This window comes from Streptomyces sp. Isolate_45 (genome assembly GCF_024721315.2).
Lineage (GTDB): Bacteria > Actinomycetota > Actinomycetes > Streptomycetales > Streptomycetaceae > Streptomyces.
Genome location: NZ_JANFAK020000028.1, coordinates 57,086 through 69,370, shown reverse-complemented (window position 1 = coordinate 69,370; position 12,285 = coordinate 57,086). Strand labels below are relative to the sequence as shown.

The following is a 12,285-nucleotide window of genomic DNA, read 5'->3' as shown; positions in this document are numbered from 1 at the left end:
GTCACGGCCCTCCCCCGCACCCGCTCCACGACCTGCCGCAGGTGCTCGGGCGTGGTGCCGCAGCAGCCACCGACCAGGGACAGTCCGTACTCGCGGACGAAGGTCTCCTGCGCGTCCGCCAGCTCCGCGGCCGACAGCGGGTAGTGCGCGCCCTGCTTGGTCAGGACGGGGAGGCCGGCGTTCGGCATGCACGACAGCGGGATGCGGGCATTGCGCGCCAGGTAGCGCAGGTGCTCGCTCATCTCGGCGGGGCCGGTGGCGCAGTTCAGGCCGATCATGTCGATGCCGAGCGGCTCCAACGCCGTCAACGCCGCACCGATCTCCGAACCCAACAGCATGGTGCCCGTGGTCTCGACGGTGACCGAGCAGATCAGCGGGACGGAGATGCCGAGGGCCTCCATGGCTCGGCGGGCGCCGATGATGGAGGACTTCGTCTGGAGCAGGTCCTGGGTGGTCTCGACGAGGAGTGCGTCGGCGCCGCCGGTGATCAGGCCTTCGGCGTTGATCTGGTAGGCGTCGCGGATCTGGGCGTAGGTGATGTGGCCCAGGGTGGGCAGCTTGGTGCCCGGGCCCATGGAGCCGAGGACCCAGCGCTGCTGTCCGGTGGAGGCGGTGTACTCGTCCGCGACCTCGCGGGCGATGCGGGCGCCGGACTCCGACAGTTCGAAGTTGCGTTCGGGGATGTCGTACTCGGCGAGGGCGGCGAAGTTCGCGCCGAAGGTGTTCGTCTCGACGCAGTCGACGCCGACGGAGAAGTACGCCTCGTGGACCGAGCGGACGATGTCCGGGCGGGTGACGTTCAGGACCTCGTTGCAGCCTTCCAGCTGCTGGAAGTCCTCCATCGTCGGGTCCTGCTCCTGGAGCATCGTTCCCATGGCTCCGTCGGCGACGACCACGCGGGTGGCGAGCGCCTCCCGGAGGGCGTCGGCCCGGGTCTGGGTGTCTGCGGGCGGGTTCGGCAACGAGGCCATGGTTGTGCTCCCTGGGATGCGACGGCTGTCGGCTTTGCACCCCCTCGTGTCAAGGGTGCACGCGGTCAGGGTAACCGTGCGGCAACAACCCCGGTGGGGGCGTCCCACGTGGCGGACTGCATTCTGTGCGCGGGACCACGCACGGGGGTGTGACGGTGTGCACTGACGTCGGGAATCGCCCAACCATGCACAAGGTCGGCATCGACCGATAGTGTTCAGCATTGTCGAACTACGTCAGCAGGAGGCTGCGCGATGGCACGGAACATCCAGTCGCTCGAACGAGCCGCTGCGATGCTGCGGCTCCTGGCGGGCGGGGAGCGCCGGCTGGGACTTTCGGATGTGGCGTCGTCCCTGGGCCTGGCCAAGGGCACGGCGCACGGGATCCTGCGCACCCTGCAGGCCGAGGGCTTCGTCGAGCAGGACCCGGCGTCGGGTCGCTACCAGTTGGGCGCGGAGCTGCTGCGCCTGGGCAACAGCTATCTGGACGTGCACGAGCTGCGCGCCCGCGCGCTGGTCTGGACGGACGACCTGGCCCGGGCCAGTGGTGAGAGCGTGTACGTGGGGGTGCTGCACAAGAGCGGGGTGCTGATCATGCACCACGTGTTCCGGCCGGACGACAGCCGCCAGGTGCTGGAGGTGGGGGCCATGCAGCCGCTGCACTCCACGGCCCTGGGGAAGGTCCTGTCGGCCTACGACCCGGTCGCGCACACCCAGGTGGTGGAGGTGGAGCGGGAGTCGTTCACGCCCCGTACGGTCACGGACGCGGTGGGCTTCGAGGAGGTCCTGGACCTGACCCGGGCACGGGGCTGGGCGGCGGACGTGGAGGAGACCTGGGAGGGCATCGCCTCGGTGGCGGCGCCGATCCTCGACCGGCGCCGGATGCCTGTGGGCGCGGTGGCCGTCGCGGGGGCCGTGGAGCGGGTCTGCGGGGAGGGCGGGGAGCCCCGGGCGTCACTGGTCGCCTCGGTCCGGGACTGCGCACGGTCGGTTTCGCGCGATCTCGGCGCGGGCCGGTTCTGAGCTTGACTTGATTCGTTCGGCCCACCCGAGGGGCGCTTCCGGCGCCCTTTGGGTGGGTTTTGTCGTTTCCGGATCACTCATTGGCCTGATTTGGGCGATCGTACCGTGTGGTAACGATCCGGTTCTTTGACCTGGCCAACCCTTGACGCGTTCTTCATTCAGGCGGAAAACTGCCGTTCATCGGTCGGCATTGTCGAACACCTACCGGCAATACGCGTTAGGCTAGGGCGAGGCCAAGGACCGGTGCAGCACTCACCGAGTGTGTGGACCACCGGAGGGACCCGGTGTCCACACACCCCTGGACGTAAGAACAAAGGAGTCGCGGGTGTCCAGCTCCGACATCTTCATCGGCGAGACCATCGGTACCGCCCTGCTCACTCTTCTCGGTGGTGGCGTCTGCGCCGCCGTCACCCTCAAGAGCTCCAAGGCCCGCAACGCGGGCTGGCTCGCGATCACCTTCGGCTGGGGTTTCGCCGTACTGATCGCCGCCTACGTCTCCGCTCCGCTCTCCGGGGCCCACCTGAACCCGGCCGTCACGTTCGGCATCGCCGTCAAGACCGGCGAGTGGGGCGACGTCCCCGTATACCTCGCGGGCCAGCTCCTCGGTGCCATGCTGGGTGCCGTGCTGATGTGGATCACGTACTACGGCCAGTTCCGCGTGCACCTGTCCGACCCCGAGCACATCCGCGACGCCAAGCTCGGTCCCGAGGACCCGCACCCGCACGACCAGGCCGGCCCGGTCCTCGGCATCTTCTCCACGGGACCCGAGATCCGTAATGTCGTGCAGAACCTCGCCACCGAGATCATCGGCACCGCCGTCCTGGTCCTGGCCATCCTGACCCAGGGCCTCCAGGACGACGGCAAGGGACTCGGTGTGATCGGTGTCCTGATCACCTCGTTCGTGGTCGTCGGCATCGGCCTCTCGCTGGGCGGCCCCACCGGCTACGCCATCAACCCGGTGCGCGACCTCGGTCCGCGCATCGTGCACGCCCTGCTCCCGCTGCCCAACAAGGGCGGTTCGGACTGGGGGTACTCCTGGATCCCGGTCGTCGGCCCGCTCGTCGGTGCCGTACTCGCCGGCGGTCTGTACAACATCGCGTTCGCCTGATCAGCATCTGCAGCGCTCGTAAGATCCGCACCGCACTCCTGATTCCGCCAACTCACCAGACCTGCCAGGAGCAGCCATCATGACCAGCAGCACCGGCCCCTTCATCGCCGCGATCGACCAGGGCACCACCTCCTCCCGCTGCATCGTCTTCGACCGCGACGGGCGCATCGTCGCCGTCGACCAGAAGGAGCACGAGCAGATCTTCCCGAAGCCGGGCTGGGTCGAGCACGACGCCGCCGAGATCTGGACCAACGTCCAGGAGGTCGTCGCGGGAGCCATCGCCAAGGCGGAGATCACCGCCGCCGACGTCAAGGCCGTCGGCATCACCAACCAGCGCGAGACCACCCTGCTGTGGGACAAGAACACCGGCGAGCCGGTGCACAACGCGCTGGTCTGGCAGGACACCCGCACCGACTCCCTGTGCAAGGAGCTCGGCCGCAACGTCGGCCAGGACCGCTTCCGCCGCGAGACGGGCCTGCCGCTGGCCAGCTACTTCGCCGGCCCCAAGGTCCGCTGGCTGCTCGACAACGTCGAGGGCCTGCGCGAGCGTGCCGAGGCGGGCGACATCCTCTTCGGCACCATGGACTCCTGGGTCATCTGGAACCTCACGGGCGGCGCCCAGGGCGGCGTGCACGTCACCGACGTCACCAACGCCTCGCGCACCATGCTGATGAACCTGCACACGCTGGCCTGGGACGACAAGATCGCGGAATCGATGGGGGTCCCGCTCAACGTCCTCCCCGAGATCAAGTCCTCCGCCGAGGTCTACGGCCACGTCAAGGAAGGCGTCCTCGCCGGCGTCCCGGTCGCCTCGGCGCTCGGTGACCAGCAGGCCGCCCTCTTCGGGCAGACCTGTTTCGCCGAGGGCGAGGCGAAGTCCACGTACGGCACCGGCACGTTCATGCTGATGAACACCGGCGACAAGATCATCAACTCCTACAGCGGCCTGCTGACCACGGTCGGCTACCAGATCGGCGACCAGAAGCCGGTCTACGCCCTGGAAGGCTCCATCGCCGTCACCGGCTCGCTCGTCCAGTGGATGCGCGACCAGATGGGCCTGATCAAGTCGGCCGCCGAGATCGAGACCCTGGCCTCCTCGGTCGACGACAACGGCGGCGCCTACTTCGTGCCGGCCTTCTCCGGCCTGTTCGCCCCGTACTGGCGCTCCGACGCCCGCGGTGTGATCACCGGCCTGACCCGGTACGTCACCAAGGCGCACATCGCCCGTGCCGTCCTGGAGGCCACCGCCTGGCAGACCCGCGAGATCACCGACGCCATGACCAAGGACTCCGGCGTCGAGCTGGCAGCGCTCAAGGTCGACGGTGGCATGACCTCCAACAACCTGCTGATGCAGACGCTCTCGGACTTCCTGGACGCCCCCGTGGTGCGCCCGATGGTCGCCGAGACCACCTGCCTCGGCGCCGCCTACGCCGCCGGCCTGGCCGTCGGCTTCTGGCCCGACACCGACGCCCTGCGCGCCAACTGGCGCCGCGCGGCCGAGTGGACCCCGCGGATGCCCGCCGAGCAGCGGGACCGCGAGTACAAGAGCTGGCTCAAGGCCGTGGAGCGGTCGATGGGCTGGGTCGACGACGAAGACGCCAGCTGACCGCACCGGCTGACGAATCGACGAGGAGCTAAAGAGACATGAGCAGCCCGCAGAGCGTTCCCACCCTGGGTACGCACCCGACAGCCGGTTCCAACGCGAGCCGCGCCGAGACCCGTGAGCAGTTGGCCAAGGCCACGTACGACCTGCTGGTCATCGGCGGTGGAATCCTGGGCACCTCGGTGGCCTGGCACGCCGCGCAGTCGGGTCTGCGGGTCGCCATGGTGGACGCCGGTGACTTCGCCGGCGCCACCTCCTCCGCCTCCTCCAAGCTCGTTCACGGAGGCTTGCGCTACCTGCAGACCGGCGCGGTCAAGCTCGTCGCGGAGAACCACCACGAGCGCCGGGTGCTGGCCAAGGACGTGGCCCCGCACCTGGTCAACCCGCTGACCTTCTACCTGCCCGTGTACAAGGGCGGTCCGGTCGGTGCGGCGAAGCTGGGCGCGGGCGTGTTCGCGTACTCGGCGCTCTCGGCCTTCGGTGACGGGATCGGCAAGGTCATCTCGCCGGCCCGCGCCGTCGCCGACAACCCGGGCCTGAAGACGGACAACCTGAAGGCCGTCGCGGTCTACTACGACCACCAGATGAACGACTCCCGCGTCGCCGTCATGACGGTCCGCGCGGCCGTCGAGTCGGGTGCGGTCGTCCTCAACCACGCCGAGGTCACCGGCCTGCGCATGACGCGCGGCCGGGTCACCGGTGCCGAGCTCAAGGACCGGCTGGACGGCACCGAGTTCGGCGTCGACGCCCGCGTCGTGCTCAACGCCACCGGCCCGTGGGTGGACCACCTGCGGCGCATGGAGGACAAGCACTCGATGCCGTCGATCCGCCTGTCCAAGGGCGCGCACATCGTCATGAAGCGCAAGTCGCCGTGGAAGGCCGCCATGGCCACCCCGATCGACAAGTACCGCATCACCTTCGCCCTCCCGTGGGAGGACCAGCTGCTGCTCGGCACGACCGACGAGGTCTACGAGGGCGACCCGGCGGACGTGCGCGCCACCGAGTCCGACATCCAGCAGATACTCGACGAGGCGGCGTTCTCCGTGAACGACGCGGACCTCGACCGCTCCCTGATGACGTACGCCTTCGCGGGCCTGCGGGTGCTGCCCGGCGGCCCCGGCGGCGTGGAGAAGGCCAAGCGCGAGACGGTCGTCTCCGAGGGCGCGGGCGGCATGCTGTCGGTGGCCGGCGGCAAGTGGACGACCTACCGTCACATCGGCCGTGTGGTGATGGACAAGCTGGCCAAGCTCCCGGGCAGCCCGCTGACCGAGGACATGGAGCCCGCGAAGTCGCTCGTGCGCCGGATCCCGCTGCCCGGTGTCGCGAACCCGAACGCGGTCGCGCACCGGCTGCTGGTGGACCGCGAGCCCGGTACCCGGATGGACCCGCTGACGGCCCGCCACCTCGCGTCGCACTACGGCTCGTTGGCCTTCGACATCGCGCGCATCGCGAACGAGGACCCGGCGCTGGCCGAGCGCATCCACCCGGACGGTCCGGAGATCTGGGCGCAGGTCGCCTACGCCCGTGACAACGAGTGGGCCGAGACGGTCGACGACGTGCTGCGCCGGCGCACGACGGTGACGATCCGCGGTCTGGACGACGCCTCCGTGCGCGCCCGGGTCGAGGAGATGCTGGGCCGCAAGGCATAGCTCCCGCGCTGGTGGGGAAGAGGGGCGGTTCCGAGGGGAACCGCCCCTCCGTCGTGGGCTGTGGTCGGTGCCGCCTCAAGGCTTAGGCTGACCCACGTACGCAAGGGAACTTCGGAAGGAGACCTGGGTGATCGAGCTTGAGGGCGTGCCCGAGCTGATCGACCCGGTCATGGTGGCCGCGTTCGAGGGCTGGAACGACGCGGGTGACGCCGCCTCCGGTGCGGTGGCGCACCTGGACCGGGAGTGGAAGGGCGAGGTCTTCGCGGCTCTGGACGCCGAGGACTACTACGACTTCCAGGTCAACCGGCCGACGGTGTGGCTGGACAACGGGGTCAGGAAGATCACCTGGCCGACAACAAGGCTGTCCGTGGTCCGGATCGGCGGTGCGAAGCCGCGTGACCTGGTGCTGGTGCGGGGCATCGAACCGTCCATGCGGTGGCGGTCGTTCTGCAACGAGCTGCTCGGCTTCGCGCACGAGCTGGGCGTGGAGATGGTGGTCATCCTGGGCGCGCTGCTCGGGGACACCCCGCACACGCGGCCCGTGCCCGTCAGCGGGGTGACGTCGGACGCCGACCTGGCGCGGACGATGGACCTGGAGGAGACGAAGTACGAGGGTCCGACCGGGATCGTGGGCGTGCTGCAGGAGGCCTGCACGCACGCGGGCGTTCCCGCGGTGTCGCTGTGGGCGGCGGTGCCGCACTACGTGTCCCAGCCGCCCAACCCGAAGGCCACGCTGGCGCTGCTCAACCGGTTGGAGGACCTGATCGACATCAGGATCCCGCTGGGCGAGCTGCCCGAGGACGCGCGTGCCTGGCAGCTGGGCGTGGACCAGCTGGCCGCCGAGGACAGCGAGGTCGCGGAGTACGTCCAGACGCTGGAGGAGGCGCGGGACACGGCGGACCTGCCGGAGGCCTCCGGGGACGCGATCGCCCGGGAGTTCGAACGGTACCTGCGGCGGCGGGACCCTTCCGCCACAGCGGATCCGGGCGACGCCTCGTACCTGCGGGACACCGCCGGCGGCCCGCCCCGGCCTCCGAAGCGCAGGCCGGAGCCGGAGCCGCCCGCGGCTTCGACGCCCGACGGGGCCGCCGGTGGGTCCGGGAGCGGGTCCGAGGAGGCGTCCGGAGCTGCCGGGGCGTCCGGGGCCCAGGAGGCGACGGGGACGCCCGGGACCGCGGGTACGCCCGCGACGCCCGAGTCGCCGGAGAAGCCGGAGGCTCCTGAGCCGCCCGGGACGCCGGGCTCCTCCCCCGACGCCTAGGTCGTCGAACGAGAACGCCGGACCGGCCGCAGCCGCGGCCGGTCCGGCGTTCTCGTTGCCCCCTGAGGGAGCGATGCTCTAGAGGGCGACGCCGAGCAGGGCGTCGACCGTGCGGGAGACCAGGCCCGGGGCCGACTCGTCGTCGGCGTCCGTGGCCAGCTGGAGCTCGACCCAGCGGTCCACGGCGGCCAGCGCGGCGGGGGCGTCCAGGTCGCGGGAGAGGGCCTCGCGGACCTCCTCGACCAGGGCGTCCGCCGGTACTCCGTCCGGGCGCGAGACCGCCGCGCGCCAGCGCTCCAGACGGGCCACCGCCTCGGCGAGGACCGCGTCCGTCCACTCCCAGTCGGCCCGGTAGTGGTGCGACAGCAGGGCGAGGCGGATGGCCGCCGGGTCGACCCCGGAGCGGCGCAGCGTCGAGACGAAGACCAGGTTGCCCTTGGACTTCGACATCTTCTCGCCGTTCAGGCCGACCATGCCGGCGTGGACGTAGGCCTTGGCCATCGGGAACTCGCCCGTCAGCGCCTGGGCGTGCGAGGCACCCATCTCGTGGTGCGGGAACGCCAGGTCGGAGCCGCCGCCCTGGATGTCGAAGCCCATGCCCAGGTGGTCCAGGGCGATGGCGACGCACTCGATGTGCCAGCCGGGCCGGCCGCGGCCCAGCGAGCCGCCGTCCCAGCTCGGCTCGCCCTCGCGGGCGGCCATCCACAGCATCGGGTCGAGCGGGTTCTTCTTACCCGGGCGGTCCGGGTCGCCGCCGCGCTCCGCGGAGAGCAGCCGCATCGCCTCCGCGTCGAGGTGGGAGACCCCGCCGAAGTGCGGGTCGGACTCCACGGAGAAGTAGACGTCGCCGTCGAGCTCGTAGGCGGCGCCGGCGTCGCGGAGCCGCTCGACCAGCGGCACGATGCCGGGTATGGCCTCGACCGCTCCGATGTAGTGCTGCGGGGGCAGCATCCGCAGGGCGGTCATGTCCTCGCGGAAGAGGGCGGTCTCGCGCTCGGCGAGTTCGGTCCAGTCGTGTCCGTCGCGAAGCGCCCGCTCCAGGAGCGGGTCGTCCACGTCCGTGACGTTCTGGACGTAGTGGACCTGCCGCTTGTTGTCGAGCCACACGCGCTGGACGAGGTCGAACGCGTTGTAGGTCGCCGCGTGACCGATGTGGGTCGCGTCGTACGGGGTGATCCCGCAGACGTAGATACGGGCGACGGGACCGGGGGCGAGGGTGATCGTCCCTTGGGTCGCGGTGTCGTGGATCTGGAGGTCGCGGCCCTTGCCGGGCAGGGCGGGGACCTCAGAAGCGGGCCAGGCATGCATGCCTTGAGACTAACCGGACGAGTGTTCCGGAAACGAACCGGAGCAGCACTCTTGGCCTGAACCGCGCTCTTGCCGTCTGGCCGGTTCTGTGCGTCCCGGGCCGTGCCTGGTCAGACGGGGGGCCAGGGGATGGCGGGCCACTGTCCCGAGGGCTGCGGATGCGTCCCCGTGCGCAGCAGGGCGGCCACGCGGGCCCGTACGGCGTCCAGCTCCGCGTCGGTGATCAGTTCGGCCAACCGGGTGGCGAGCGGCTCTCCCGCGGCCAGCTGGGATTCCAGGGAGAGCAGCACCGTGCGGGCCTCGTCGGTGAGGGGCTCCCCCGCCCAGCCCCACAGGAGGGTGCGCAGCTTGTCGTCGGCGTGGAAGGTGACGCCGTGGTCGATGCCGTACAGCCGGCCGTCGGGGGCGGGCAGTAGGTGGCCGCCCTTGCGGTCGCCGTTGTTGATCACGGCGTCGAGTACGGCGAGGCGGCGCAGCCGGGGGTCGTCGGCGTGCACGAGGAGGGCGGTGCGGCCCTCGCCGACCTCGGCGAGCGCGACGGGCTTCCAACCCTCCGCCGCCTCCTCGCCCTCGACGAGCGCGAGGAGTTCCGCCTCGGGCGTCTCCCCGGGGTCGATCCAGTACTGGACCATGCCCTCGCCGTACGGTCCGTCGCGCAGGACGGTGGCGGGGACCAGGCCCCAGCCGGTGGCCTCGGAGACGAGGTAGGCGGCGCGCTCGCGGCGGGCGAGGTTCCCGTCGGGGAAGTCCCACAGCGGGCGCTCGCCCTTGACCGGCTTGTAGACGCAGTCCGCGCTGCGGCCGTCGTGGACGACGGTGCACAGCAGGACCGCGTTGGAGGCCTCGGCGATCCGTCCCCGGACGGTGAGCTCACCGCGGGTGAGCAGCTCCTCGATCGGGCTCACGGCGCTCACGCCTGGCGCCGGTAGCCGTTCTGGCGGGGGCACACGTGTCCCTCTGGGTCGAGCGGGAGGCTGCACAGGGGGCACGGGGGGCGGCCGGCGTTGACCACGTCGAGGGCGCGCTTGGCGAAGGCCCGGGCCTGGGCTCCGGAGAGCCGGACCCGGAGCATCGGCGGGCCGTTCTCCTCGTCCTGGAGGAGGCGTTCCTCCGCTTCGGCGAGGTCCTCGTCCGAGTCGGCGTCGAGTTCGACGAGCGCCTGGGCCTCGACGATCATCCGCTGTTCCTCGCCGTCCCAGGCGAGGGCCATGGTGCCGACCCGGAACTCCTCCTCGACGGGCACGTCGAGGGGCGCGGTGTCGGCGGCCTCGGTGGAGGCGACGGCCGGGACGGGGGCGTTGCCGCCGGTGCGCCGCACGACCTCGTCCAGCAGCTCGTCCATCCGCTCGGCCAGCGCCGCCACCTGGGTCTTCTCCAGGGAGACGCTGGTGACGCGGGTACCCACGGAGGCCTGCAGGAAGAACGTACGGCGCCCAGGCAGACCGACCGTGCCGGCCACGAAGCGGTCCGGTGGATCGTAAAGGAACACCTGACGGGGCACGTCCAGTCTCCAAGTCTCAGGCGTGGGCGGGTCCGCGCACGCGTATCGGCCCTGCCACCCTACTGCGCCGTTCGATCACGCCGCGCCCGCACCGCCCCCCACGACGGCGTTCCCGGTGCCTTCGGACTCGCCCTCGGCGGCCGGGGCCGGGCGCGGGATCAGCGGGGAGAGGTCGCCGGTGTCGCCGAGGCGCAGCAGGAAGGGGCGGGTGGGGGTGTAGCGGACGGCGGTGACCGAGCAGGGGTCGACGTGGATCCGCTGGAAGAGGTCGAGGTGCATGCCGAGCGCGTCGGCGACGAGGGACTTGATGATGTCGCCGTGCGAGCACATCAGGAACACGGCGTCGCTGCCGTGCTCGTCCTCGATCCGGGTGTTCCACTCCCGTACGGCGTCCACGGCGCGGGCCTGCATGGCGCGCATGGACTCGCCGCCGGGGAAGGCCGCTGCCGAGGGGTGCTGCTGGACGATCTTCATGAGGGGTTCTCCGGCGAGTTCGGAGAGTTTGCGGCCCGACCAGTCGCCGTAGTGGCACTCGCCGATGCGTTCGTCGGTGTGCAGGGGCAGCTCGGGGCGGGCGGCGAGGAGCGGCGCCAGGGTTTCCCGGCAGCGCTGGAGGGGGCTGGTGACGGCGGCGGCCAGCGGTACCCCGGCGAGCCGGTCCGGCAGCGCGACGGCCTGCCCGGCGCCGTGTTCGTCGAGGCCGACTCCCGGAGTCCATCCGGCGAGCAAGCCCGCGGTGTTGGCGGTGGAACGCCCGTGCCGTACGAGGATCAACGTGGCCATGGGTACAGGGTAGGGGTGTCGCCCGGGTGCGGGCCGGGTGCGGGCCGGGTGCGGGCGGGGGAGAATGCGCCGCGTGATTGTCGACTGTGCGATGTACCGTGACGGCCGCCGTTCCGCGGCGCCCGCCGATTTCTCGGACGCCCTGGCCGAGGCGCGGGCCGGGGGCGACGCCTTCGTGTGGATCGGCGTGCACGAGCCGACGGAGGCCGAGTTCGAGCACGTGAGCCGGGAGTTCGGGCTGCACGCGCTGGCGGTGGAGGACGCGCTGACGGCGCACCAGCGGCCGAAGCTGGAGGTGTACGACGATTCGCTGTTCGTCGTCCTGAAGCCGGTGCTCTACGACGACGCCGCGGACACGGTGACGACGGGCGAGCTGATGGTGTTCGTCGGCGACGCCTTCGTGGTGACCGTCCGGCACGGCGAGGGCGCGGCGCTCGCCGCGGTGCGCCACCGGCTGGAGCAGGATCCGCAGGTGTTGCGGCACGGCCCGACGGCGGTGCTGTACGCGGTGTCCGACGCGGTGGTGGACCACTACATCGAGGTGGCCGCCGAGCTCCAGGGCGACCTGGAGGAGCTGGAGGCGGAGGTGTTCGCGCCGAACGCCCCGGACTCGAAGAACACGGCGTCCCGGATCTACGGCTTCAAGCGGCAGGTGCTGGAGTTCCGTCGGGCGACGAGCCCGCTGCTCCAGCCGATGGACCGGCTCGCGTTCGGGCGCGTGCCGTTCGTGCACGAGCACGCGCAGCCCTTCTTCCGGGACGTGGCCGACCACCTGACGAAGGCGAACGAGTACGTCGAGGGCCTGGACCGGTTGCTGTCGGACGCGCTGGCCGCGCACCTGGCGCAGATGGGCGTCCGGCAGAACGACGACATGCGCAAGATCTCGGCCTGGGCGGCGATGGCCGCGGTCCCGACGATGGTCGCGGGCGTCTACGGGATGAACTTCGATCACATGCCGGAGCTGCGGCACGACTGGGGCTATCCGGGGGTGGTGGCCCTCATGGCCGCCCTGTGCCTGGGCCTGCACCGGATGTTCAAGCGTCGCGGCTGGCTGTGAGGGCGGGGCGGGTGGTGCGGCGGC

11 protein-coding genes are annotated in these 12,285 nt (G+C 71.0%); 6 read left to right on the top strand and 5 right to left on the bottom strand.

Annotation, left to right across the window (positions count from 1 at the left end):
• A partial coding sequence (locus NOD94_RS12315; protein WP_281205890.1) for a homocysteine S-methyltransferase family protein occupies positions 1-971 on the bottom strand: 971 nt, incomplete at its 3' end.
• Positions 972-1,223: 252 nt separating this feature from the next.
• Between NOD94_RS12315 and NOD94_RS12310 the strand changes: the two genes are divergently transcribed.
• The 5 genes from NOD94_RS12310 to NOD94_RS12290 all read left to right on the top strand — a co-directional run bounded on the left by NOD94_RS12310 (position 1,224) and on the right by NOD94_RS12290 (position 7,612).
• Positions 1,224-1,991: an IclR family transcriptional regulator gene (locus NOD94_RS12310; RefSeq protein WP_281205889.1), complete on the top strand. Its 768-nt coding sequence runs from the start codon at positions 1,224-1,226 to the stop codon at positions 1,989-1,991.
• A gap of 325 nt (positions 1,992-2,316) precedes the next feature.
• The gene (locus NOD94_RS12305; protein WP_281205888.1) at positions 2,317-3,099 is read left to right on the top strand and encodes an MIP/aquaporin family protein; all 783 of its coding nucleotides are present in this window, start codon (positions 2,317-2,319) and stop codon (positions 3,097-3,099) included.
• 79 nt (positions 3,100-3,178) lie between these two features.
• Positions 3,179-4,705 (top strand): glycerol kinase GlpK, encoded by a 1,527-nt coding sequence (glpK, locus tag NOD94_RS12300; RefSeq protein ID WP_281205887.1) that lies wholly within the window; start codon positions 3,179-3,181, stop codon positions 4,703-4,705.
• A 38-nt stretch (positions 4,706-4,743) separates the two neighbouring features.
• Positions 4,744-6,351 carry a glycerol-3-phosphate dehydrogenase/oxidase gene (locus tag NOD94_RS12295; protein ID WP_281205886.1) on the top strand — a complete coding sequence of 536 codons (1,608 nt, stop codon included), beginning with the start codon at positions 4,744-4,746 and terminating at the stop codon, positions 6,349-6,351.
• Between the two features lie 127 nt (positions 6,352-6,478).
• Positions 6,479-7,612, top strand: a complete 1,134-nt coding sequence (locus NOD94_RS12290; RefSeq protein ID WP_281205885.1) for a PAC2 family protein — start codon at positions 6,479-6,481, stop codon at positions 7,610-7,612.
• A gap of 78 nt (positions 7,613-7,690) precedes the next feature.
• Here NOD94_RS12290 and mshC read toward each other — a convergent pair whose 3' ends face one another.
• From mshC to NOD94_RS12270, 4 genes are all read right to left on the bottom strand, one after another.
• On the bottom strand, positions 7,691-8,920 hold the full coding sequence (gene mshC / locus NOD94_RS12285) for a cysteine--1-D-myo-inosityl 2-amino-2-deoxy-alpha-D-glucopyranoside ligase (RefSeq protein WP_281205884.1): 1,230 nt from the start codon (positions 8,918-8,920) through the stop codon (positions 7,691-7,693).
• 110 nt (positions 8,921-9,030) lie between these two features.
• Positions 9,031-9,825, bottom strand: a complete 795-nt coding sequence (locus NOD94_RS12280; RefSeq protein WP_281205894.1) for an SCO1664 family protein — start codon at positions 9,823-9,825, stop codon at positions 9,031-9,033.
• Positions 9,826-9,830: 5 nt separating this feature from the next.
• Positions 9,831-10,421: a DUF3090 domain-containing protein gene (locus NOD94_RS12275; RefSeq protein ID WP_281205883.1), complete on the bottom strand. Its 591-nt coding sequence runs from the start codon at positions 10,419-10,421 to the stop codon at positions 9,831-9,833.
• A 75-nt stretch (positions 10,422-10,496) separates the two neighbouring features.
• Positions 10,497-11,204, bottom strand: coding sequence for a histidine phosphatase family protein (locus NOD94_RS12270; protein ID WP_281205882.1), 708 nt, complete (start codon positions 11,202-11,204; stop codon positions 10,497-10,499).
• Between the two features lie 64 nt (positions 11,205-11,268).
• Between NOD94_RS12270 and NOD94_RS12265 the strand changes: the two genes are divergently transcribed.
• Positions 11,269-12,261, top strand: a complete 993-nt coding sequence (locus NOD94_RS12265) for a magnesium and cobalt transport protein CorA (RefSeq protein ID WP_281205881.1) — start codon at positions 11,269-11,271, stop codon at positions 12,259-12,261.
• The last annotated feature ends 24 nt before the right edge of the window (positions 12,262-12,285 follow it).

Excerpts from the sequence above, each read along its gene's own strand:
- NOD94_RS12310 (WP_281205889.1), top strand. The coding sequence starts at position 1,224 with ATGGCACGGAACATCCAGTCGCTCGAACGAGCCGCTGCGATGCTGCGG.
- mshC (WP_281205884.1), bottom strand. The coding sequence starts at position 8,920 with ATGCATGCCTGGCCCGCTTCTGAGGTCCCCGCCCTGCCCGGCAAGGGC.
- glpK (WP_281205887.1), top strand. The coding sequence starts at position 3,179 with ATGACCAGCAGCACCGGCCCCTTCATCGCCGCGATCGACCAGGGCACC.
- NOD94_RS12265 (WP_281205881.1), top strand. The coding sequence starts at position 11,269 with ATGCGCCGCGTGATTGTCGACTGTGCGATGTACCGTGACGGCCGCCGT.
- NOD94_RS12295 (WP_281205886.1), top strand. The coding sequence starts at position 4,744 with ATGAGCAGCCCGCAGAGCGTTCCCACCCTGGGTACGCACCCGACAGCC.
- NOD94_RS12270 (WP_281205882.1), bottom strand. The coding sequence starts at position 11,204 with ATGGCCACGTTGATCCTCGTACGGCACGGGCGTTCCACCGCCAACACC.